Origin of the sequence: Aeromonas sp. R2-4 (assembly GCF_040908365.1) — a bacterium.
In the GTDB taxonomy this organism is placed as follows: domain Bacteria; phylum Pseudomonadota; class Gammaproteobacteria; order Enterobacterales; family Aeromonadaceae; genus Aeromonas; species Aeromonas veronii.
This window is the reverse complement of the sequence record NZ_JBFODO010000032.1, coordinates 24464-46175: the sequence shown is the minus strand read 5'-3', so window position 1 is coordinate 46175 and position 21712 is coordinate 24464. Positions and strand designations below refer to the sequence as shown.

Sequence of the window (21712 nt, the reverse complement as noted above, 5' to 3'; positions counted from 1 at the left end):
CCACGTTTTGGCAAAACGATCCTGAGCGCCTGGCCCTGGCCGCCGGGCGCAGTTATCGCACCGATTTTCTCAATCGGTATCATCGCATGACGCTATAGCGACTTTTTTGTGCTGGTCTGCAACAATGGACTCGACATCCCATAACAATCAGATCCGGATGTCGGAAGCAAACGGACAGACCAGAAAAGGATATTCTATGACCCCATTCTCCCTGTTGGCCCCCGCCATCGCCCGTGACGTGCTCGATCACGCGCTGGCGCTGGGTGCCGATTTTGCCGAGCTGTTTGTGGAGCGCAAGCGCCGCAGCCAGCTCAGCCTGCTCTCCAGCCAGATAGAGAACATCAGCGGTGGCCTCGATTTCGGCATCGGTGTGCGCCTCTGTTACGGCCACAAGGTGCTCTACGGCTACACCAATCTGGCCAGCCGCGACGAGCTGCTGCGCATCGTCACCCTGCTGGCGGCCAAAGACCGCCGCGACCCAGTGGTGACCGCCACCGCCTTCGATTTCACCCGCCTGAGCGATCGCAACCCGGTGGCGCTGCCGCTGTCGGCCGACAAGCTGCTGGAGCAGAAGATCGCCTATCTGCACGCCATGGATGCGGCGGCCCGCGCCGAGAGCGAAAAGGTGAGCCAGTTCTCCGGCAACGTGCTGGGCTGGGAGCAGGAGGTGGAGATCTTCAACAGCGAAGGGTTGCAAGTCGCCGATCGCCGCCACTACAACCGCATCATGGCCCAGACCATCGCCATGGAAGGAAGCGAGCAGAGCGTCGGTTACGAGGCCCCCGGCGCCCTGATGGGGTGGGAGCATGCCGATCGCATCGATCCGCGCGAGCTGGCCCTCACCGCCACCCGTCAGGCACTGGTGAAACTGGGCGCGGCGCCCTGCCCGAGCGGCACCCTGCCGGTCATCATGGAGAACGGCTTTGGCGGCGTCATCTTCCACGAAGCGTGCGGCCACCTGCTGGAGACCACCTCGGTAGCCAAGAAGGCCTCGGTATTCCACGACAAGATGGGCCAGCTTATCGCCAATCCGGTGGTCAATGCGGTGGATGAAGGCTTACAGAGCAACGCCTGGGGCTCCATCAACGTCGATGACGAGGGGATGGCGACCCAGCATACCCAGCTCATCAAGGACGGCGTTCTGACCGGCTTTCTGGTGGACAGAATGGGCGCTCTCAAGACCGGTTATGCCCGCACCGGATCGGGTCGGCGCGAATCCTACAAGTACGCCCCCACCTCGCGCATGCGCAACACCTATATCGAACCGGGCAACCACAGCCTCGACGATATGCTGGCCACGGTAGAGCACGGCATCTACGCCAAGAAGATGGGGGGCGGCTCGGTACAGCCCGGCACCGGTGAATTCAACTTCAATGTGCAAGAGGCCTACCTCATCGAGCACGGCAAAATCACCAAGCCGCTCAAGTCGGCCACTCTGATCGGTACCGGCCCGCAGGTGCTGAAAGAGATCTCCATGGTGGGCCGCAATCTGGCACTGGCCGCCGGCATGTGCGGCTCGGTCTCTGGCTCGGTCCCCACCTCGGTGGGCCAGCCGGCCCTCAAAGTGGACAATATTCTGGTGGGAGGGAACGCCTGATGAGCCAGCTCGACATGAACCAACTGCTCACCCGCCTGCTCGACAAGGTGGCCGACCTCAACGCCGAGGCAGACATCATCGCCAATCAGGAGAAGGCCTTCTCCCTCAAGGCAGACAAGGGCGAGCTGGGGGAATACAAGGTCACCAGCAGCCAGCAACTCGGTATTCGCCTGATAAAAGAGGGTCGGGTCGGCATCGCCTACTCGGAATCCCTCGATGAGCTGGCGCTGGATGCCATGCTGCAGGATGCGCTCGATACCAGCCGCTTTGCCAAGGTGGATCCGGACCAGCGCATCTCGGTGGCCAATAGCCGGATCACCACAGATTGCGCCGAGATCAACCAGCCCGATACCACGCCGGTTGAGGAGAAGATCGCTCTGGCCCTGCGCCTCGAATCAGACATGCTGGCCATGCCCGATGTGAGCGGCGCTCCCTACAACAGCTTCTTCGAAGGTGAGAGCCAGCTCTGGCTCGCCAACAGTCAGGGCACCCTCTGCCAGCACGGCGAGTTCAGCGTCGGCTGCTACACCTCGGCGCTGGTGGAACGGGATGGCCGCCAGTCGATGCACTCGCAGGGGCAGTATGGCCGTCGCTTCGACGAGCTGGATAGTCAGGCCCTGATCGAGCAAATCTACGCCATCGCCGATGGTCTGCTGCCCGGTGAAGCGGTGCCGAGCGGTCGCTACAGCGTCATCTTCAGCACCAACTGCTTCGCCAGCCTGTTTGGCTGCTTTCAGGGCGTGCTATCGGGCAAGTGGGCCCAGCAGGGGATCAACCCCTGGCGCAGCAAGGTCGGCCAGAGCGTGGCGTCACGCTGGCTTACTCTGGAGAGCCGGATCTATATGCCTGGCGGCATGAACATCAAGGCGTTTGATGGCGAGGGGGCGGCCAGCTCGGATCTGCTGCTGATTGGCGAAGGGGAGCTGAAAACCCTGCTCCACAACAGCGCCACCGCCCGCCACTTTGGCGTCGCCAGCAACGGCTCGGCCGCTCGCGGTGCCCGCAGCGCCCTCGATGTGACCGCTCGCCACCTGGTGTTTGGCGCGGGCCCTCACTGTGAAGCGGAGGTGCAGAGCGGCGACTATCTGGAGCTGGTCAAGCTGGACGGCCTGCACTCCGGTGCCGATGCGGTGAGCGGCGACTTCTCGTTTGGCGCGTCAGGGGTCCTCTGTCGCGATGGAGTTCGCCTGCAGCCGGTGCGCGGCATCACGGTAGCAGGCAACTTCTACCGCCTGCTGGGCGAGCTGGAAGCGGTCGGGGATACCCTGCACCACAACGACGGCAAGGGCTTCTACGCCCCGCAGATCCGTTTTGGCGGCCTCTCCGTCGCGGGCAAGTAAACGCCCCGACGAAACCTGCAAGTAAGAAAAAGGCGCCTGATGGCGCCTTTTTGCTCGTTATCTCGTCCGCCTTGATGGCATGACTCAGGGCGAGAGCGGCTCGCGATGATACTCGGCGCAACCGCACTCGGGGCAGGTATCGAGCTGTTGTGGGTGCAGCACGGTATGGCGCCAGCCACACTGGTCGCACACCATGACCCCGAGCCCTACCCAGTCACCCGCCTCATAGACGCCCTTGTGCTCCAGCTCGTCGGCCAGCTCCCGCCACTCCACCTGGGCGCGGTCGGTCACATCCGCCAGCCAGGACCAGGCGGTGTCTTTGAGGGCCAGCATAAAGGCAGACTCTTCCACCTGCGCACTATCGTCATGGCGCCCCTCGTCATAGTTGCCCAGATCCCGCTTCACGTACTCGGCGATGAGCGCCAGTTCGTCTTGGGTCAGGTCGCTGGCAGCCTCCAGATAGGCCTGCACCTTGGCAATCATCCGGTTGAGGCGCTCCCCCTGGAACTCTTCAGTCTCTTGCCACTGTTTTTGCAGCTCGGCAATGAAGGCTTCGTACCCTTTTTGACGTTTGTCCATGGCTCTAACTCCTCTACTAAACCCTGATCTGGCCCGGCTTAAGGCCCAAGGGACGCTGGCGGTTGTTGCCGCCGCAGGATATGGGTATTCTATTGCGATTTCCCAGCTGATTTATCTATTCATTTCACAGATCCGGATGTCACCAATGCAAGAGCAATACGTTCCCCAATCAATCGAACCAGCAGTGCAAAAGCACTGGGATGCCAAGAAAACCTTCAAGGCCGTGGAGAAGGTAGACAAGGAGAAGTTCTACTGCCTGTCCATGTTCCCCTATCCGTCTGGTCGACTACACATGGGGCACGTTCGTAACTACACCATAGGTGATGTGATCTCCCGTTATCAACGCCTCAATGGCAAGAACGTGCTGCAACCCATCGGTTGGGATGCATTCGGTCTGCCGGCCGAGAACGCCGCGATCAAAAACAATACCGCACCGGCGCCTTGGACCTACGAAAACATCGAATACATGAAGAACCAGCTGAAGATGCTGGGTCTGGGTTATGACTGGGATCGTGAAGTCGCCACCTGCAAACCGGATTACTACCGCTGGGAGCAGTGGTTCTTCACCAAGCTCTACGAGAAGGGTCTGGTCTACAAAAAGACCTCCTCCGTCAACTGGTGCCCGAACGACATGACAGTGCTGGCCAACGAGCAGGTTGTCGACAACTGCTGCTGGCGCTGTGACACCCCGGTGGAGCAGAAAGAGATCCCCCAGTGGTTCATCAAGATCACCGACTACGCAGAAGAGCTGCTCAGCGACATCGACAATCTGGAAGGCTGGCCGGAAATGGTCAAGACCATGCAGCGCAACTGGATTGGCCGCTCCGAAGGGGTCAACATCAGCTTCGCTATCGAGGGTCAGGCTGAGCAGCTGGAGGTCTACACCACCCGTCCGGACACCTTCATGGGCGTCACCTATGTCGGTATCGCTGCCGGTCACCCGCTGGCGCTGCAAGCAGCCCAGAACAATCCGGAGCTGGCCGCCTTCATCGAAGAGTGCAAGAACACCAAGGTAGCCGAAGCAGAACTGGCAACCATGGAGAAGAAAGGCATGGCCACCGGCCTCTACGCCATTCACCCGCTGGATGGCCGCAAGGTACCGGTCTGGGTCGCCAACTTCGTGCTGATGAACTACGGCACCGGCGCAGTGATGGCGGTTCCGGCCCACGATCAGCGTGACTTCGAGTTCGCCACCAAATATGGCCTCGACATCAAGGCGGTGATCAAGCCGGTTGATGGCGACGTCGACGTGAGCGACGCCGCTTATACCGAGAAAGGCGTGCTGTTCAACTCTGGCGAGTTCGACGGTCTCGACTTCCAGGGCGCCTTCGATGCCATCGCCAGCAAGCTGGAAGGTCTCGGCAAGGGCAAACGCACCATCAACTACCGTCTGCGCGACTGGGGTGTCTCCCGTCAGCGCTACTGGGGTGCCCCCATCCCGATGCTGACTCTGGCTGACGGCTCCGTAGTGCCGACGCCGGAAGATCAACTGCCGGTGCTGCTGCCGGAAGATGTGGTGATGGATGGTATCCAGAGCCCGATCAAGGCCGACGCCGAGTGGGCCAAGACCACTTACAACGGTCAGGAAGCGTTCCGCGAGACCGATACCTTCGACACCTTTATGGAGTCCTCCTGGTACTACGCCCGCTACTGCTCCCCGGACTACGACAAGGGCATGCTGGATCCGGCGGCTGCCAACCACTGGCTGCCGGTGGATCAGTACATCGGCGGTATCGAGCACGCCTGTATGCACCTGCTCTACGCCCGCTTCTTCCACAAGCTGCTGCGTGACGCAGGGCTCGTGAACAGCGACGAACCGTTCAAGCGTCTGCTCTGCCAGGGCATGGTGCTGGCCGACGCCTTCTACTACAAAGACGAGAAGGGCGGCAACGTCTGGGTCAGCCCGACTGACGTCAAGGTAGAGCGTGACGAGAAGGGTCGCATCACCAAGGCCATCGACAACGAAGGTCGTGAGGTAATGCACTCCGGCATGACCAAGATGTCCAAGTCCAAGAACAACGGCATCGACCCGCAGCTGATGGTCGAGCGTTACGGCGCCGATACCGTCCGTCTGTTCATGATGTTCGCCTCTCCGGCCGAGATGACCCTGGAGTGGTCCGACTCCGGCGTAGAGGGAGCCCAGCGCTTCCTGCGTCGCCTGTGGCGCGTCACCTTCGAGCACGTCTCCGGTGGCGCCGTTGCCGCGCTGGATTTGGCTGCTCTCACCAACGAGCAGAAAGCGGTACGCCGTGAACTGCACAAGACCATCGCCAAGGTAAGCGATGACGTGGGTCGCCGTCAGACCTTCAACACCGCCATCGCCGCCATCATGGAGCTGATGAACAATCTCTCCAAGCTGGGCAACGACGAGCAGGACCGCGCCCTGATGCAGGAAGCGCTGGAAGCCGTGGTAGTCATGCTCTACCCCATCACTCCGCACATCGGCTTCGAGCTGTGGAAGATGCTGGGCAAGGGCGACGACATCGACCACGCAGCCTGGCCGGTGGCCGATGAAGCGGCCATGGTCGAGACCGAGAAGCTGGTGGTGGTACAGATCAACGGCAAGATGCGCGGCAAGCTGACCGTGCCGGCCGAGATCAGCCAGGCCGACGTCGAGAAGCTGGCAATGGCCGATGCCTCCGTGCAGAAGTTCACCGACGGTCTGACCGTGCGCAAGGTGATCTATGTACCTGGCAAGCTGCTCAATATTGTCGCTAACTAATTGGCTGCCAACTGATTGGTTACCAACTGATCATTGCCAATCTGTGACAGCAAACGGATGATAACGGCGGGCCCTGCGCCCGCCGCTTTCCCTTAATGCAAAGAGGATTTTCTATGGGCACCATCTTCACCCGCTGGATGGCCATCGTGCTGGCTGGTCTGCTGCTGCAAGGCTGCGGCTTTCACATGCGCGGCAACGGCATTCCGAGCGAGCTGATGACCATGAAGGTCGTGGGCGACAACAAGAGCGACTTCTACCGGATGGTTACCACCCGTCTGAAGGCCTCTGGCGTGACCCTGGCCGACAAGGAGGGCATTCCGGTGCTCACTCTGGGCGGCGTAGGCAGCACCAGTCAGGTCGCCTCGGTCAACGCGCTGGGGACGGACACCGAATATGTGCTGGGCTTTGGTACCCAGTTCACCATCTCGGTACCGGGCAAACCGACTCAAGTCTTCCCCATCAACTTCAACCGCAGCTTCCTCAACAAGCCGGATGCAGCGCTCGCCTCCTCCCGTGAGCAGGAGCAGCTCAACCGCGAGATGCAGGAGCAGGCGGCCAATCAGGTGATCCGGCAGTTGAGTCAGGTCAGCTTCTGATGCGGATTTACCCGGAACAATTTGGTGACCACCTCAAAGCAGGGCTTCGGCCCTGCTATCTCGTTTTTGGCGACGAGCCCCTGTTGCGACTGGAGGCCATCGATGCCATCCGTCAGAACGCCCGCAAGCAGGGTTTCGATGAGCGCCACACCTTCGTGGTGGAGCAAGGGCTGGACTGGAATCAGGTCTACGATGCCTGTCAGGCCATGAGCCTCTTCTCCGCCCGCCAGATCATCGAGCTGGAGCTGCCCGCCAAGGTGGACAAGGATCTCGCTGCCCGCATCAGCGAAATTGGCAAGCAGCTTCATCCCGACCTGCTGCTGGTGCTGAGTGGCGGTCGCCTCAACCAGACCCAGATGAAGGCAGCCTGGTTCGACAAGCTCTACCAGATTGGCACCTATGTGCCGGTCAACCATCCGGAGCCCAAGTTTTTCCCGCGCTGGATGAGCGCCCGTTTTGCGCGTTTCGGCCTCAAGGCGCTGCCGGATGCCATCAACTTCATGTGCCACTCCTACGAGGGCAACCTGCTGGCCGCCAGCCAGGAGATCGAGAAGCTGACCCTGCTCTCGCCGCCTCAGCCCATCAGCGTCACCTATCTGCAAGAGACCATTATCCGCCACGCCCACTTCACCCCGTTCCAGCTGGTCGATACCCTGCTGGAGGGCAAGGTGAACCGGGCCCAGCGCATTCTGGCCGCCCTGCGGGCCGAAGGCACCGAGCCGGGGATGCTGGCTTGGACCCTCTGCCGCGAGCTGGAGCAGCTGACCGAGCTGTCGTTGGCGATGCGCAACGGCCAGCCGCTGGGTGAGCACTTCAGCCGCCTGCGCATCTGGCAGAGCCGCCAGCAGCTCATTCAGCAAGCGCTGACCCGACTGCCGTTTGCCAAGTTGCAGCAACTGTGGCAACTGATGGCCCAGCTGGACGATGCCCAGCGCCGCTTCGATACCGAGCAGGCCTGGCTGATGTTGCAGACCATTGCCCTCGGCTTTCGTGATGGCACCCCGCTGCCGCTGGTGATGGAGAGCAGCCCGTGCTGAAGGCGCCTGTCGGTTTGCTTGGCGGCACCTTCGACCCCATCCATATCGGCCATCTTCGCCCGGCCATCGAGGCGCGCGATGCCCTCGGGCTGGCCGAGATGCGGCTGATCCCGAACCATATCCCGCCCCACCGCGCCAATCCGTTCTGCTCGAGCGAACAGCGCCTCGCCATGGTCAAACTGGCGGCGGCAGAGAACCACCACTTTGTGGTGGATGAGCGGGAGCTGAGACGGGACAAGCCCTCTTACACCATCGATACCCTTATCGAGCTGCGTCATGAACTGCCCGATACGCCGCTCTGTTTTCTGATGGGGATGGATTCCCTGCTGAGCCTGCCAAGCTGGCACCGCTGGCAGGAGCTGCTCGACCATGCCCATCTGGTGGTAAGCGTGCGGCCGGGCTGGCAACCGGATTATCCGGCCGGGGTGGCACAGTTGCTGGCGCGCCATCGCACCACAGATGCCAACGCGCTGCATCAGCGTCTGGCCGGTCATATCTGGCTGGCGGACAACCAGCCCATCGAACTGTCAGCCACCCGACTGCGAGCCTTGCTGGATGAGGGGCAAGACACCCGCTACCTCTTGCCCGAGTCGGTTGCGCACTATATTGATCAACAGGGGCTCTACCGCGCCAACCGCCGCTAGCCCCTGTCGTAATCCTGCCCCACCCGATGGGAAACGGGAGTGACCATGATATAATCTGCCGCCCTGACGCAAACGCTGCGCGCCGGAATACAGGAGAGACTCATTGCAAGGCCAAGAATTGCATGCCTTTATCATCGACAAGATCGATGACATGAAAGGCCGCGACATCATCACCCTTGATGTACGCGGCAAATCCAGCATTACTGACACCATGATCATCTGTTCCGGCAACTCCAGTCGTCACGTCAGCGCCATTGCCCACCATCTGGCCAGCGAAGCCCGCCACGCGGGTCTGGATCTGCTGAGCGTGGAAGGGCAACTGAGCGGTGAATGGGTGCTGGTAGATATGGGCTCGGTGATCGTGCATGTGATGCAGGATGAACATCGTGACTTCTACCAACTGGAAAAGCTGTGGAGCGGTGCCGCTCAAATGAATACGCAATAAGAGCACAAGTGTAACGACCATGAAGATCCAGTTGATTGCGGTGGGCACCAAGATGCCCGCCTGGGTAGAGCATGGCTTCGAAGAGTATCGTCGCCGCTTCCCCAAAGACATGCCGTTTGAACTCGTCGAGATCGGCGCAGGCAAACGGGGCAAAAATGCCGACATTCCCCGCATCCTGCAGAAGGAAGGGGAAGCCATGCTGGCGGCTGCGGGGCGCTCTCGCATCGTCACCCTCGACATTCCGGGCAAGCCCTGGACCACGGAGCAGTTGGCGACCCAGCTGGAGGCGTGGAAACTCGATGGCCGCGATGTCGCGCTGCTGGTAGGCGGGCCGGAAGGCTTGTCCCCCGAGTGCAAAGCTGCCGCCGAACAGAGCTGGTCACTGTCACCGCTCACCCTGCCCCATCCGCTGGTGCGGGTGCTGGTGGCAGAGAGCCTCTATCGGGCCTGGAGCATCACCACCAATCATCCGTATCATAGAGAGTGAGCCATGCGTCTCTGGAGTCTCACCGCTCATATTCACCCCTATCACAGAGAGTGAACAATGCAGTTCCTGCTCTTATTGCCCCCAAGGGTCTTGAGGTAAAGGCATGCTGAAACAACGCATCGAAATGCGCGATCACAGTGCCGAGGGCAATCTGTTCTTCCGGCGCACCCTGGTAGCCTACATCGGTATCGTCGTGCTGATGCTGGTGCTGCTGGGCAATCTCTATTATCTGCAGGTCGAGTCCTACGACACCTACCAGACTCGTTCCAACTCCAACCGAATCCGCGTGGTGCCGGTGGCGCCGCCACGGGGCCTCATCTATGACACCAACGGTGTGCTGCTGGCGGAAAACCGCCCGGTCTACAGTCTGGAAATCGTGCCGGAAGAGACCAAGGATCTCGAAAAAACCGCCGACCAGCTGATCACCCTGCTGGGTCTGCCGGAAGGCACCAAGGAGAAGTTCCTCGCCGAAGTGAAGCGCCAGCGCCGCTTCAAGCCGGTCCCCCTCTACGAGAAGCTGACCGAATATCAAGTGGCCCTCTTCTCGGTCAACCAGCACAACTACCCGGGCGCCAGCATCGAGGCCTACCTCAAACGCTACTACCCGTTTGGTGACACCCTCACCCATGCTTTGGGCTATGTGGCCAAGATCAATACCCGTGACGTGGAGCGCCTCGAGAAGGAAGAAAAACTCGCCAACTATGCGGCCACCAAGGATATCGGCAAGCAGGGGGTGGAGAAGTATTACGAGGATGAGCTGCACGGCGTGGCGGGCTATCAGGAGGTCGAGGTGAACAACCGCGGCCGGATTGTCCGCACCCTCAAGTTCCAGCCGCCTATTCCCGGCAAGGATATCTACCTCAATATCGACGTCCGGATGCAGCTCAAGGCCCAGCAACTGCTGGCTGGCCAGCGCGGAGCCATCGTGATGATGGACCCGAAAACCGGCGCCATCCTGGCCCTGGAGTCGAGCCCCAGCTACGACCCCAACCTGTTCGTGACCGGTATCTCCAGCGCCAACTACTCGGCGCTGCTCAACGATCCGGCGCGGCCACTGGTGAATCGCACCACTCAGGGCATTTATGCCCCTGCCTCCACCGTCAAGCCCATGATGTCCATCATGGGTCTCAACGAGGGGGCCATCACCCCGGGCTACCGCTATTTCGGCGGCCCGAGCTTCTCCATTCCCGGTACCACCAAGAAATTTCGCGACTGGCGCCGCTGGGGTCATGGCTGGCTCGACGTCTATCGCGCCATCGAGGTCTCGGCAGATACCTACTTCTACGATCTCGCCTATCGAGTCGGCATCGACAAGATCCACAGCTACATGACCAAGTTTGGCTTCGGTCAGTACACCGGGGTCGATCTCTATGAAGAGACCAAGGGGGTCATGCCGTCCCGTGACTGGAAGATGGCCCGCTGGCGCCAGCCCTGGTATCAGGGTGACACCATCTCTGTCGGTATCGGTCAGGGCTACTGGAGCGCCACCCCGCTCCAACTGGCCAAAGCGATCAGCATCCTGACCCAGAATGGTCACGACGTCACCCCGCACCTGCTCAAGAGCACAGCCTCCCAGGCGGGGGTGGTCGATGCCCCCATCAACCCCAATATCGCCCTCAAGCTCAAGAACGACAGCTTCTGGAAAGTGGCGCAGGATGGGATGTGGCGAGTCAACCATGGCAGTGAAGGCAGTGGCCGTCACTCGTTTGCCAAGGCGCCTTACTCCTCAGGCGGCAAATCGGGCACAGCCCAGGTAGTCGGTTTGAAGGAAAATCAGGTTTACAACATCAAGACGGTCAAGGCGGAACATCGCGATAACGCTTTGTTCGTTGCTTATGCCCCCTTCGAGGCGCCCAAAGCGGTGGTAGCTCTGGTACTGGAAAACTCCATCGGAGGTGGTGGTGGTCGAGCTGCATCGCCCATTGCACGCCAAATGCTGGATGCCTATCTGCTGCCCCCTGATCCGCAACTGCCACCGGCACCGGAAAAGCCGTCCCAACCGAGTGAGGTCGCTCCCAATGAGTAATTCTGCCCGCCAGCAGAGCATCTGGTACAAGCTGCATATCGACTTGCCTCTGCTGCTCGGTCTGCTGGCCGTGATGACCCTCTCCATGGTGGTGCTCTACTCCGCCTCCGGTCAGGATATGGACTCCATCGTGCGCCAGCTGGTGCGCGGCGGTCTCGCCTTTGCCCTGATGATCGGCCTTGCCCAGCTGCCCCCCTCCCTCTACGCCCGCTGGTCGGTGCCGCTGTTCGCCGTGGTGGTGCTGATGCTGATTGCGGTGGACGTATTCGGCCACATCGGCAAGGGGGCCCAGCGCTGGCTCGATCTGGGCTTTATGAAGTTCCAGCCCTCCGAGGTGATGAAGCTCTCCATGCCGATCATGGTGGCCGCCTGGCTCAGTCGCCACTCGCTGCCACCCAAGTTCAGCCATGTGGTGATCGCCCTCATCATGGTGCTGCTGCCCACCCTGCTGATCGCCGCCCAGCCTGACCTTGGCACCTCCATTCTGGTGGCCGCCTCCGGCTTCTTCGTCATCTTCCTGGCGGGGCTCAGCTGGTGGCTGATCGGCTTGGCGGTCCTGCTGATGCTGGCCTTTATGCCGGTGCTCTGGTTCTTCCTGATGCACGACTACCAGCGCCAGCGGGTGCTGATGCTGCTCGACCCGGAGAAAGACCCGCTCGGCCGCGGCTACCACATCATCCAGTCCAAGATTGCCATCGGCTCCGGTGGCGTCTTCGGCAAGGGGTGGCTGCAAGGGACCCAGTCCCAGCTGGAGTTCTTGCCCGAGCGCCACACCGACTTCATCTTCGCGGTATTTAGCGAGGAGTTTGGTCTGGTAGGGGTTGCCCTGCTGCTGGTGCTCTACCTCTACGTCATCAGCCGCTGTCTGTTTATCTCGATGCAGGCCCAGAACAGCTTCGAGCGACTGCTGGGCGGCGCCATCACTCTCACCTTCTTCGTCTATGTGTTCGTCAACATGGGCATGGTGAGCGGCATCCTGCCGGTGGTGGGGGTTCCCCTGCCGCTGGTGAGCTATGGCGGCACCTCCATGGTGACCCTGATGGCCGGCTTTGGCATACTGATGTCCATCCAGACTCATAGAAGGCTGCTGGCCTGATGAAACGGGTCGGATTGCTGCTCTCTCTCGCCACCACGATGGCAACCGCCGCCGTGGCGCCGGATCGGTTGGCCCTGCTTGCCGAACAGCAGCAGGTGCCGCTGGCGGAGTTGCAGGCGGCAGTGGCCCGCGCCCAGTTGCGGCAGGAGGTACTAGACACCATCAGCAAGCCGTGGGAGGCCAAACCCTGGCATCGCTACCGGCCGCTGTTCGTTACCCCGGACCGGATCCGTGACGGCCAGCAGTTCTGGCAGCAACATGCCGAGACGCTGGCCCGTGCGGAGCAGGCCTATCGAGTGCCCGCCTCGCTCATCGTCGCCATCATTGGGGTCGAGACCTTCTACGGCCGCCAGATGGGCCGCCATCCGGTGCTCGATAGCCTCTACACCCTGGGATTTCACTACCCGGAACGGGCAGACTTCTTTGCCAAGGAGTTTGCCCAGCTGGTGGTGCTGGCCAAAGAGGAAGGGTGGCAACTCGATACCCTCAAGGGCTCCTATGCTGGCGCCATGGGGATGGGGCAGTTCATGCCCTCCAGCTACCGCCACTACGCCGTCGATTTTGACGGGGATGGCAAGCGGGATCTGTTTGCCAACCCGGTCGATGCCATCGGCAGCGTGGCCAACTATTTTGCCAGCCACCAGTGGCGCTGGGGCGAATCCGTGGTGGAACCGGCCCAGATCGGGTTGATGGCAGTCGAACCTCTACTCAGGCCTGAGCCCGAGTTAACACAACAGTGGTCAGAACTGGCGGCGGCAGGGATTGAGCTCGCCACGCCGCTGGCCCCACAGACGCCGGTCAAGTTGCTGGCGCTTGCCCAAGCCGATGGACCGGAATACTGGGTCGCACGGCATAACTTTTATGTGATCACCCGTTACAATCGCAGCCCACTCTATGCGATGGCGGTGTATCAACTTAGCCAAGCCATTCAGGAAGCGTATGCATCTTCGTCACAAACTCCTCCCGCTCAGCCTGAGCTTGTTGCTGGCCGCCTGTAGCAGCCAGCCGGAACAGAGCGCCCCCGTCGAGCCGCAAGCACCGGTCAGCAAGCCACCCGTTATCGAGATCCCGCAAGCCACCGGCGCCATTCCGCGCCCCGAGCCCCTGAGTGCCAGCGGCAACCGGGACTACTGGATCGGCAAGCAGAAGCACGAGGTGTGGCGCGACATCAAACACTACAGCGAAGAGGGCACCGCCAGCTGGTTGTCGCCGGATCTGGACGGCCAGAAGACCGCCAACGGCGATGTGCTGGACAGCAAGCTGTTCAGTGCCGCTCACCGCAACCTGCCCATCCCGAGCTATGTGCGGGTCACCAATCTGGACAACGGGCTGGAGACCATAGTGCGGGTCAACGATCGCGGCCCGTTCAATAGCCCGCGCCTGATCGACCTCTCCTACGCAGCGGCCAAGCAGCTGGAGATGGTCGATAGCGGTGAGGCCCGAGTACGGCTGGAACTGATCAGCGACACCCCGGATCAGATGGTGATCATGGAGCCAATGAAGCCCATCGAAATGACCCCGACCACCCCAGCTGCGGCCTCCAACACACTGTCGCAAGATGGCTTCCTGGGTGAACCGACCGCGCTGGCGATGGCCACTCCCGCCGCCGAACCAGCTCCTGTCAAGGCACCCGCCGCCACCCCCGCCAAAGCGGCACCTGTCAAGCCAGCGCCTGCCAAGGCCGCAGCGCCCGCCAGCAGTGGGGATGGCAAGATGATCCAGGTACTGGCCAGCGGCTCCCAGGATCGGGCCGAGGCGATGGGCAAGGTGATGACCCAGCGTTACGGCGTGCCTTACCGGATCGATGCTCATGGCGCCATTTTCCGGGTGCTGATTGGCCCGGTCGCCGCCGACCAGCAGGCAAGTGTGCTGGAAAAAGTACGTCAGGGCGGGCTGGAACAGGCCTTTATCGTGCCCTGATCGCCCCCTTTTGCCGCGGATGTGACTAACCGCTTACTCACTGTCATCACGTCGTTTTATGGCGTGATGACAGGGAGTGATGGATAAAAAACCAGTTCTGATCGCCATCTCGGGCTATAACCTGCGGGCGCATCTGGTATAGTTAGGCCCGCATTTTATCCCCATCTGGCTCGCAGGAATTTCAAGATGTCCAAATTTGCCCGTTCAGTTCTTCTGGCCTCACTGATCAGCGTAACCGCCCAGGCCAATACGCCGGTGCCGACACCGACCCCGAATGCCATGCCCATGGTGGTACCCGCCGCGCCGGAGATCTCCGCCAAGGCCCATATTCTGATCGACTACTACTCCGGTCAGGTGCTGGCCGAGCAGAATGCCGAAGAGCGTCTGCCGCCCGCCAGTCTGACCAAGATGATGACCTCCTACATCATCGGCCAGGAGCTGCTGAAGGGGAACATCAAGCGCACCGACATGGTGACCATCAGCCAGAACGCCTGGTCCAAGAACTACTCCGACTCCTCCAAGATGTTTATCGAGGTGGGCAAGCAGGTCTCCGTTGATGATCTCAACAAGGGCATCATCATCCAGTCCGGCAACGACGCCTGCGTCGCCATGGCCGAGTTCCTGGCAGGCAGCACCGACTCCTTCGCCAGCTTGATGAACAGCTGGGCCGCCAAGCTCGGCATGAACGACAGTCACTTCATGAACCCGCACGGTCTGGATGCGGAAGGTCACTACAGTACCGCTCACGACATGGCCCGTCTGGGTCAGGCGCTGATCCGCGACCTGCCGGAGGAGTACAAGATCTACTCCCAGAAATCCTTCGTGTTCAACGGCATCACCCAGCACAACCGCAACCGCCTGCTGTGGGATCAATCCCTGCAGGTGGATGGCATCAAGACCGGCCACGTCAGCCAGGTCGGCTATAACCTGGTCTCCTCTGCCACCAACAACGAAGGCATGCGCCTGATCGCCGTGGTACTGGGCGCCAGCAGCGAAGCCTCCCGCGCAGCCGAGAGCAAAAAACTGCTCACCTATGGCTTCCGCTTCTTCCAGAGCCTGACCCCGTACAAGGCAGGCACCGAGCTGGTCACCCAGAAGATCTGGATGGGCGACAAACCGGAAGTGAAACTGGGCGTCGACAAGGATGTCTCCGTGCTGGTCACCCGCGGTCAGGGCAACAACCTGAAGGCTGACTTCCAGCTCGACAGCGAACTCAAAGCGCCGCTGGCCAAGGGGCAGCGCGTCGGTACCGTGTTCCTGAAACAGGGCGACAAAGAGATCAAGCAGGTGCCGCTGGTTGCCCTGGAAGAGGTGCAGGAAGGTGGCTTGATGAGCCGTCTGTGGGACTATCTGGTACTGCTGGTCACCAGCTGGTTCAAGTAATCCAACGCACAATCCTCACCAAACAGCGGCGCCAACAGGCGCCGCTGCTGTCTGTGACCGGCAAAGGCAGTGAATAACCCTGTAAACTGCAGGTTCCGCCTTACCCTGATTTGTGGTAAAAAGCAGCACTTCCATCCTTGTCTGACCGATCCTGGCCTTGATCCCGGTCCGGGCAGCGCCCATATAGTTATGAGCCGTGCCCATATAGACTTGAAATGGCGGCCTCCACGGGCCATCGGCCACTAGCCATCCAAGATGAAGTCATCCCGGTGATGACGCAAAAGGTGAGTAAATGAATACCAAGTTTGATGAACTGCTGGAGTTTCCCTGCAAATTCCCGTTCAAGGTACTCGGCGTTGCCGACCCGGCACTGCCGGAAATGGTGGTTGAAGTGCTGCAGCAGCACGCCCCCGGCACCTACAGCCCGACCGTCCAGCCCAGCTCCAAGGGCAACTACCACTCGGTCCGCGTGACCGTGACTGCCCAGAGCAAAGAGCACATCGAAGCGATGTACCACGCCCTTGGCAAGATCGAGCTGGTGAAATACGTACTGTAATTTCTCTCTCGCCCCGTTCTGCGGGGCGACTGTTTTTGGCCGCAGCACGCCGCGAGGACGCCATGTCATCCCAGATCCCCGCCCAGTCCAGCCTGATTGTCAGGCAGCTGGGTCGCCGCCCCTACCAACCGGTATGGGACGCCATGAAAGCCTTCACCGACAACCGCACCAGCGACACCCCGGACGAGTTCTGGGTGGTCGAGCACGATCCCGTCTACACCCAGGGTCAGGCCGGCAAGGCCGAACACCTGCTCAATCCGGGCAATATCCCGGTGGTGCAGAGCGACCGCGGCGGTCAGGTGACCTATCACGGCCCGGGCCAGCTGGTGCTCTACGTACTGGTGGATGTCCGCCGCTGCAAATTCTCGGTTCGCGAGCTGGTGACCGCGCTGGAGACAGCCATCATCAATACCCTCGCCAAAAGCGATATCCAGGCTTATGCCAAGGCCGATGCCCCCGGGGTCTATGTGAAAAATGACCTTGGCATGGAGGCAAAACTGGCCTCGCTGGGTCTGCGCATCCGTAAGGGGTGCTCGTTCCACGGGCTGGCCCTCAACATCAACATGGACATGACCCCCTTCCTGCACATCAATCCGTGCGGCTATGCGGGCATGGCCATGACCCAGACCAGCGCCCTGGGCGGCCCGCAGAGCGTGGCCGAGGCGCAATCCATTCTGGTGGCCGAACTGGCCCGCCTGATTGGCTATCAAACAATAACAAACACCGAGAGTGAATCATGAGCAAACCCGTTCGTATGGAGCCGGGCGTCAAGCTGCGCGATGGCGACAAGATGGCCCTGATCCCGGTGAAATTCATGCCGGATCCCAACGAAGAACTCCTTCGCAAGCCGGACTGGATGCGGATCAAGCTGCCCCCCTCCAGCCAGAAGATCGAACACATCAAGAGCACCTTGCGCAAAAACAAGCTGCACTCGGTGTGTGAAGAGGCCTCCTGCCCCAATCTGGCGGAGTGCTTCAACCACGGCACCGCCACCTTCATGATCATGGGCGCCATCTGCACCCGTCGTTGCCCCTTCTGCGACGTGGCCCACGGCCGCCCGCTGGCACTCGATCCGGAAGAGCCGAAGAAGCTGGCGCTGACCATCAAGGAGATGAACCTCAAGTATGTGGTGATCACCTCGGTGGACCGCGACGATCTGCGCGACGGCGGTGCCCAGCACTTCGCCGACTGCATCCGCGAGATCCGCGAGCACAGCCCGCAGACCCGCATCGAGATCCTGACCCCGGACTTCCGCGGCCGGATGGAGCAGGCACTGGAGGTGTTCCGCGAGACCCCGCCGGATGTCTTCAACCACAACCTAGAAACCGCGCCGCGCATGTATCGCGTCGCCCGCCCGGGTGCCGACTACAAGTGGTCGCTGGAGCTGCTGCGCCGCATCAAGGAGATGCACCCCCACGTACCGACCAAGTCCGGTCTGATGATGGGCCTTGGCGAGACCAACGAAGAGATCGTCGAGGTGCTCAAGGATCTGCGCGCCCACGGCGTCAACATGCTGACCCTGGGTCAGTATCTGCAGCCGAGCCGCCACCACCTGCCGGTCAAGCGCTACGTGCCGCCCGCAGAGTTTGACGAGCTGAAAGATGTCGCCATGGAGCTGGGCTTTACTCACGCCGCCTGTGGTCCTTTCGTTCGCTCCTCCTACCATGCTGATCTGCAAGCCAAGGGCGAAGAGGTCAAATGATCTCGCACGACAGAGTGGCCAAGTAACCGCCACCCTCACAATGAAAAAGAGCGCCTATTGGCGCTCTTTTTGTTGGTATCACTGACCGTTGCGGCTTGATCTACTTCAGTCGCCGTGGTCGAAGATCCCCTGCTGATGCCAGCGTTGCAACTGGGCCAGCACCCGGGTCTCTCGCGCCGTCCACTGGGGACAGGGCCCCGCCAGCTGGGTTTTGTTGGTCTGCAGCGCCTCGTCGAGGGCAAACCAGCCGGGCACGAAGCCAAGGCGGATCTCGTAGGGCTGCGGCTGCGGGGCCACCAGCTGATCGCCAATCCGGCATAAATAGTAGAGCGAGCGGATGCAGTAGGCATCGAACCCCGGCTCGCGGGCGGCGCGATATTCACGGGTCTCGCCAAGCAGGCCCCCCACTTCCCGCAGCTCGGCACCGCACTCCTCCAGCAGCTCGCGAGCGAGCGCCACATGGTGGCTCTCCCCCGCTTCAATGCCGCCCCCGGGGAACATCAGATCGCCGTTGACCCGGGAGTGAACGAGCAGCAGCTCGTCGCCACGAGGCACCACGGCACGCACCGTGAGGCGCTCCAGCGTACGGCCATCGGTACGTACCTCGCCATGAACGAAAGAGAGATCGAACGGATTGGGCCAGCAGCTGGCCGGGGAGAGCATCGTCATCACTGCCTCAGGGCCGGTAGTTGCCGTGCTGGAGCTGCTCGACAATTTCGGCAGCCCGCACATCGTAACCATCCTGCTCTGTCTTGCTCAGGGTGTGGTAGATGCCAAAACGCTTGGCTGAGACCTCGGGGCTATCCTGAAACGATTCGCTCACCTTGCCCCACAGATAGGCCAGCCCATACTGTTTCTGGCCCATATAGAGGGTGCTGAGGGAGGTGAACATGCGGCTGTTGACCTTGTCCCCCTCCTGATAGAGGGAGAGCCCGTGCTGCAGGGTGGCAATGGCCTTTTCGGGGTCGCTCTTGGCGTAGATACCGCCGAGCGCCAGTTGCAGCTCGGGTTCATCCAGCGCCTTGGTGCCTTCCAGCGCCATAAACTGCTGACGAGCCAGCTCGTTGGTGTTGTTGGTCCAGTGCCAGAGCAGCAGGTAGGGATCTTGCGAATTGCGGGTCGCGGCATCGAGCTGGGCCAACTGATCCCCGGCCGCCAGCATGCCCTCGACCCGTGGACTCTTCTGCTCGCGGGCATTCTTGTATTCAATGCTGGTGGAGCGCTCGGCACACTTAAGATAGCGCTCAAGGTTGCGCATCAGCTCGTACTTGCGCCGATCCGTCCCCTCTTCCTTGAGATAGAAGCGACTGCGGATCACATCGGTACGCTCGTAGCGGCACCAGCCATCGTCCACCAGATCCTGACAGAGCTCGGCATGGTTGCTGCAGATATTGTGGATCCGATCGTCATTGCAGCCAGCCACGGCAAGGCCGACTGAAAGCATGATGAAGGTCTGTCGCAGGGGGAAATTGGCCATGGTTCACATCTTGTTGGTAACGCGGGTTGGTAACAACTGGCGCCTTTACGGGCCACCTCCGGCTAGCAAACCGGTTACATATCCATTACAATGCGCGCGCCATATAAGGCCGCGATTGCAGAATAATATAACGAAATATACACCCCTACACTGATCTGCATTCGACGAATTTTCTATTTACACCAACAACGTGAAATAAAGGATCTGGTCAATGACCCACGAGCACTACTTGCAAGCGTGGCAGGAGAGCCAGGAGCTCGCCGAAGCCATGCAGCCCTTGATTGGTCGCCTCTACCGACAACAAGGGGTCGAGATCACCCTCTACGGCCGCCCGCTGCAAAACGCCTCCACCATCGATATCCTCAAGGCCCACCGGGTCGTCCGCCGCCACCAGGGCGCCCCCCTCCCCATCCAGCAAAGCTTCCCCCTGCTTCAGGCCATCGTTGCCCTCAAACCCACCGCCGCCGAGGTTGACCTTGGCAAGCTGGCAGTCGGCTACTGGCAGGATCATCAGGATGAAGCGGGGATCGAGGACTATCTGCAAGCGCGACTGGCACCGGCCCTTGGCCGCAGCCAGATGCCGCAGCCGACCGACGTGGTGCTCTACGGCTTTGGCCGCATCGGCCGCCTGCTGGCCCGCCTGCTGATCGAGCGCACCGGCGCTGCCAATCCGCTGCGTCTGCGCGCCATCGTGGTACGCGGTGGTCGCGACGGAGATCTGGAAAAACGCGCCAGCCTGCTGCGCCGCGACTCGGTGCACGGCCCCTTCAATGGCTCCATCGAGGTGGATGTGGAGCGCAGCGCCATCATTGCCAACGGCACCTTCATTCAGGTGATCTACGCCAATAGCCCGGCCGACATCGACTACACAGCCTACGGCATTCACGATGCGCTGATCGTCGACAACACCGGCGTCTGGCGCGATGAAGCGGATCTCTCCGAGCACCTGAAAGCGCGCGGTGCCGGCAAGGTGCTGCTGACCGCTCCCGGCAAAGGGGAGATGAAGAACGTGGTGTTCGGGGTCAACCATGAGGTGATAGGTCCCGATGACAGGATCATCTCCGCCGCCTCCTGCACCACCAATGCCATCACTCCGGTACTCAAGGTGATGCAGGAGCGGTTCGGCATCCGCCACGGCCACGTGGAGACGGTCCACTCCTACACCAACGATCAGAACCTCATCGACAACTATCACAAAGGCGAGCGCCGCGGTCGCAGCGCGGCCCTCAATATGGTGATGACCAGCACCGGCGCCGCCAAGGCAGTGGCCAAGGCGCTGCCCGAACTCAAGGGCAAGCTGACCGGCAACGCCATCCGGGTGCCGACCCCCAACGTCTCGCTGGCGATTATCAATCTGTCACTGGAGCAGGCCACCGATCGGGAGAGCCTCAACGCCTATCTGCAGCAGATGGCGTTAAGCTCGGCCCTCCATCGCCAGATCGACTTCAGTGCCAGCACCGAGCTGGTCTCCTCCGACATGGTGGGTTCCCGTTATGCGGGCATCGTCGACTCCCAGGCGACCATCGCCGAGGGGGATCATTGTGTGCTCTACGTATGGTATGACAACGAATTCGGGTACAGTTGTCAGGTAGTGCGGGTGATGGAGCAGATGGCTGGCGTAGTCCGCCAGGATCTACCTGCATAGACCCCGATAGGGTCTACCTGCACAGCCCGCCAGGATCTCTGCCGGGCTGACCCCGAAGTTTATGGCTCAATAGTTCAAGGAGAATGCCGGATGTCGTTTCAACAGGGTGAGTTTTTACAAGCTATCAGGCAGATGCCCGCAGAGGTGTACGAGCGGCTCAAGACCGCAGTCGAGCTGGGCAAGTGGCCCGATGGCAAGCCCCTGACCGACGAGCAGAAGGCCACCTCCCTGCAAGCCGTGATGGCCTGGCAGGCGATGCACCTCGACAATCCCGAGCACATGAACATAGGTCGTGACGGCGAGATTGTGATGAAGAGCAAGAGCGAGCTCAAGCGTCAGTATCGCGATGAGGAAGAGATAGTGCGGGTCGACCTCAACCACTGAACTTGACCCGGCAGGCCACCAGCTGCGGCCGCAACTAGAGAGGGGAGCCATGATGGCTCCCCCCTTTTTTCCTAAC

The 21712-nt window shown here is 61.0% G+C and carries 21 protein-coding genes; 18 read left to right on the top strand and 3 right to left on the bottom strand.

From position 1 onward, the window contains the following. Positions 1 to 196 precede the first annotated feature (196 nt). Together AB5Z05_RS13805 and AB5Z05_RS13800 are read left to right on the top strand one after the other, a co-directional pair. Entirely contained in the window at positions 197 to 1597 is a 1401-nt protein-coding gene (locus tag AB5Z05_RS13805; RefSeq protein ID WP_368151923.1) for a TldD/PmbA family protein, read from the top strand. Beyond that, positions 1597 to 2937, top strand: a complete 1341-nt coding sequence (locus AB5Z05_RS13800) for a TldD/PmbA family protein (protein WP_368151921.1) — start codon at positions 1597 to 1599, stop codon at positions 2935 to 2937. The genes AB5Z05_RS13805 and AB5Z05_RS13800 overlap by 1 nt, the downstream gene beginning before the upstream one ends. Positions 2938 to 3021: 84 nt before the next feature. Here AB5Z05_RS13800 and AB5Z05_RS13795 read toward each other — a convergent pair whose 3' ends face one another. Further along, on the bottom strand, positions 3022 to 3516 hold the full coding sequence (locus AB5Z05_RS13795) for a zinc ribbon-containing protein (RefSeq protein WP_005335155.1): 495 nt from the start codon (positions 3514 to 3516) through the stop codon (positions 3022 to 3024). Positions 3517 to 3661: 145 nt separating this feature from the next. On the opposite strand from AB5Z05_RS13795, the gene leuS reads away from it, so the two are divergent. From leuS to lipA, 14 genes are all read left to right on the top strand, one after another. Further along, positions 3662 to 6238 (top strand): leucine--tRNA ligase, encoded by a 2577-nt coding sequence (gene leuS, locus AB5Z05_RS13790; protein WP_368151920.1) that lies wholly within the window; start codon positions 3662 to 3664, stop codon positions 6236 to 6238. Between the two features lie 113 nt (positions 6239 to 6351). Next, complete coding sequence (gene lptE, locus AB5Z05_RS13785) at positions 6352 to 6834, top strand: LPS assembly lipoprotein LptE (RefSeq protein WP_005335160.1); 483 nt, start codon at positions 6352 to 6354, stop codon at positions 6832 to 6834. Next, positions 6834 to 7871 carry a DNA polymerase III subunit delta gene (holA, locus tag AB5Z05_RS13780; protein WP_368151918.1) on the top strand — a complete coding sequence of 346 codons (1038 nt, stop codon included), beginning with the start codon at positions 6834 to 6836 and terminating at the stop codon, positions 7869 to 7871. The genes lptE and holA overlap by 1 nt, the downstream gene beginning before the upstream one ends. Continuing rightward, on the top strand, positions 7865 to 8515 hold the full coding sequence (nadD, locus tag AB5Z05_RS13775) for a nicotinate-nucleotide adenylyltransferase (RefSeq protein ID WP_368151916.1): 651 nt from the start codon (positions 7865 to 7867) through the stop codon (positions 8513 to 8515). Before holA ends, nadD begins: the two co-directional genes overlap by 7 nt. A gap of 103 nt (positions 8516 to 8618) precedes the next feature. After that, positions 8619 to 8960 carry a ribosome silencing factor gene (rsfS, locus tag AB5Z05_RS13770; RefSeq protein ID WP_005335165.1) on the top strand — a complete coding sequence of 114 codons (342 nt, stop codon included), beginning with the start codon at positions 8619 to 8621 and terminating at the stop codon, positions 8958 to 8960. A gap of 19 nt (positions 8961 to 8979) precedes the next feature. Further along, entirely contained in the window at positions 8980 to 9447 is a 468-nt protein-coding gene (rlmH, locus tag AB5Z05_RS13765) for a 23S rRNA (pseudouridine(1915)-N(3))-methyltransferase RlmH (protein ID WP_005335166.1), read from the top strand. Between the two features lie 103 nt (positions 9448 to 9550). Then, a complete protein-coding gene (mrdA, locus tag AB5Z05_RS13760) occupies positions 9551 to 11473 on the top strand; it encodes a penicillin-binding protein 2 (protein ID WP_103250745.1) in 1923 nt (640 codons plus the stop codon). Beyond that, the gene (rodA, locus tag AB5Z05_RS13755) at positions 11466 to 12569 is read left to right on the top strand and encodes a rod shape-determining protein RodA (protein WP_005335170.1); all 1104 of its coding nucleotides are present in this window, start codon (positions 11466 to 11468) and stop codon (positions 12567 to 12569) included. Before mrdA ends, rodA begins: the two co-directional genes overlap by 8 nt. Next, a complete protein-coding gene (gene mltB, locus AB5Z05_RS13750; RefSeq protein WP_368151914.1) occupies positions 12569 to 13567 on the top strand; it encodes a lytic murein transglycosylase B in 999 nt (332 codons plus the stop codon). The genes rodA and mltB overlap by 1 nt, the downstream gene beginning before the upstream one ends. Next, on the top strand, positions 13509 to 14489 hold the full coding sequence (locus AB5Z05_RS13745; protein WP_368151912.1) for a septal ring lytic transglycosylase RlpA family protein: 981 nt from the start codon (positions 13509 to 13511) through the stop codon (positions 14487 to 14489). Before mltB ends, AB5Z05_RS13745 begins: the two co-directional genes overlap by 59 nt. A 186-nt stretch (positions 14490 to 14675) precedes the next feature. Continuing rightward, on the top strand, positions 14676 to 15872 hold the full coding sequence (locus AB5Z05_RS13740; protein ID WP_005335176.1) for a D-alanyl-D-alanine carboxypeptidase family protein: 1197 nt from the start codon (positions 14676 to 14678) through the stop codon (positions 15870 to 15872). 292 nt (positions 15873 to 16164) lie between these two features. Then, on the top strand, positions 16165 to 16428 hold the full coding sequence (gene ybeD / locus AB5Z05_RS13735; protein WP_005335178.1) for a DUF493 family protein YbeD: 264 nt from the start codon (positions 16165 to 16167) through the stop codon (positions 16426 to 16428). A gap of 62 nt (positions 16429 to 16490) precedes the next feature. Continuing rightward, positions 16491 to 17168 (top strand): lipoyl(octanoyl) transferase LipB, encoded by a 678-nt coding sequence (lipB, locus tag AB5Z05_RS13730; protein WP_040066806.1) that lies wholly within the window; start codon positions 16491 to 16493, stop codon positions 17166 to 17168. After that, on the top strand, positions 17165 to 18130 hold the full coding sequence (gene lipA, locus AB5Z05_RS13725; RefSeq protein WP_005335190.1) for a lipoyl synthase: 966 nt from the start codon (positions 17165 to 17167) through the stop codon (positions 18128 to 18130). The genes lipB and lipA overlap by 4 nt, the downstream gene beginning before the upstream one ends. A 105-nt stretch (positions 18131 to 18235) precedes the next feature. Here lipA and AB5Z05_RS13720 read toward each other — a convergent pair whose 3' ends face one another. After that, the gene (locus AB5Z05_RS13720; protein ID WP_368151910.1) at positions 18236 to 18799 is read right to left on the bottom strand and encodes an NUDIX domain-containing protein; all 564 of its coding nucleotides are present in this window, start codon (positions 18797 to 18799) and stop codon (positions 18236 to 18238) included. A 7-nt stretch (positions 18800 to 18806) separates the two neighbouring features. Beyond that, positions 18807 to 19607: a DUF2989 domain-containing protein gene (locus tag AB5Z05_RS13715; protein WP_368151908.1), complete on the bottom strand. Its 801-nt coding sequence runs from the start codon at positions 19605 to 19607 to the stop codon at positions 18807 to 18809. Between the two features lie 211 nt (positions 19608 to 19818). On the opposite strand from AB5Z05_RS13715, the gene AB5Z05_RS13710 reads away from it, so the two are divergent. Both AB5Z05_RS13710 and AB5Z05_RS13705 read left to right on the top strand, forming a co-directional pair. Next, positions 19819 to 21252: a glyceraldehyde-3-phosphate dehydrogenase gene (locus AB5Z05_RS13710; RefSeq protein WP_368151906.1), complete on the top strand. Its 1434-nt coding sequence runs from the start codon at positions 19819 to 19821 to the stop codon at positions 21250 to 21252. A gap of 90 nt (positions 21253 to 21342) precedes the next feature. Further along, positions 21343 to 21636, top strand: a complete 294-nt coding sequence (locus AB5Z05_RS13705; protein WP_011707127.1) for a YeaC family protein — start codon at positions 21343 to 21345, stop codon at positions 21634 to 21636. Positions 21637 to 21712 lie beyond the last annotated feature (76 nt).

What these genes read in the sequence shown, in the direction of transcription:
- AB5Z05_RS13800 (WP_368151921.1), top strand. Translation starts at nt 1,597, where the DNA reads ATGAGCCAGCTCGACATGAACCAACTGCTCACCCGCCTGCTCGACAAG.
- mrdA (WP_103250745.1), top strand. Translation starts at nt 9,551, where the DNA reads ATGCTGAAACAACGCATCGAAATGCGCGATCACAGTGCCGAGGGCAAT.
- rlmH (WP_005335166.1), top strand. Translation starts at nt 8,980, where the DNA reads ATGAAGATCCAGTTGATTGCGGTGGGCACCAAGATGCCCGCCTGGGTA.
- AB5Z05_RS13715 (WP_368151908.1), bottom strand. Translation starts at nt 19,607, where the DNA reads ATGGCCAATTTCCCCCTGCGACAGACCTTCATCATGCTTTCAGTCGGC.
- leuS (WP_368151920.1), top strand. Translation starts at nt 3,662, where the DNA reads ATGCAAGAGCAATACGTTCCCCAATCAATCGAACCAGCAGTGCAAAAG.
- mltB (WP_368151914.1), top strand. Translation starts at nt 12,569, where the DNA reads ATGAAACGGGTCGGATTGCTGCTCTCTCTCGCCACCACGATGGCAACC.
- rodA (WP_005335170.1), top strand. Translation starts at nt 11,466, where the DNA reads ATGAGTAATTCTGCCCGCCAGCAGAGCATCTGGTACAAGCTGCATATC.
- AB5Z05_RS13805 (WP_368151923.1), top strand. Translation starts at nt 197, where the DNA reads ATGACCCCATTCTCCCTGTTGGCCCCCGCCATCGCCCGTGACGTGCTC.
- lipB (WP_040066806.1), top strand. Translation starts at nt 16,491, where the DNA reads ATGTCATCCCAGATCCCCGCCCAGTCCAGCCTGATTGTCAGGCAGCTG.
- ybeD (WP_005335178.1), top strand. Translation starts at nt 16,165, where the DNA reads ATGAATACCAAGTTTGATGAACTGCTGGAGTTTCCCTGCAAATTCCCG.
- holA (WP_368151918.1), top strand. Translation starts at nt 6,834, where the DNA reads ATGCGGATTTACCCGGAACAATTTGGTGACCACCTCAAAGCAGGGCTT.
- AB5Z05_RS13710 (WP_368151906.1), top strand. Translation starts at nt 19,819, where the DNA reads ATGACCCACGAGCACTACTTGCAAGCGTGGCAGGAGAGCCAGGAGCTC.
- AB5Z05_RS13720 (WP_368151910.1), bottom strand. Translation starts at nt 18,799, where the DNA reads ATGACGATGCTCTCCCCGGCCAGCTGCTGGCCCAATCCGTTCGATCTC.
- AB5Z05_RS13745 (WP_368151912.1), top strand. Translation starts at nt 13,509, where the DNA reads ATGCATCTTCGTCACAAACTCCTCCCGCTCAGCCTGAGCTTGTTGCTG.
- lptE (WP_005335160.1), top strand. Translation starts at nt 6,352, where the DNA reads ATGGGCACCATCTTCACCCGCTGGATGGCCATCGTGCTGGCTGGTCTG.
- AB5Z05_RS13795 (WP_005335155.1), bottom strand. Translation starts at nt 3,516, where the DNA reads ATGGACAAACGTCAAAAAGGGTACGAAGCCTTCATTGCCGAGCTGCAA.
- lipA (WP_005335190.1), top strand. Translation starts at nt 17,165, where the DNA reads ATGAGCAAACCCGTTCGTATGGAGCCGGGCGTCAAGCTGCGCGATGGC.
- AB5Z05_RS13705 (WP_011707127.1), top strand. Translation starts at nt 21,343, where the DNA reads ATGTCGTTTCAACAGGGTGAGTTTTTACAAGCTATCAGGCAGATGCCC.
- AB5Z05_RS13740 (WP_005335176.1), top strand. Translation starts at nt 14,676, where the DNA reads ATGTCCAAATTTGCCCGTTCAGTTCTTCTGGCCTCACTGATCAGCGTA.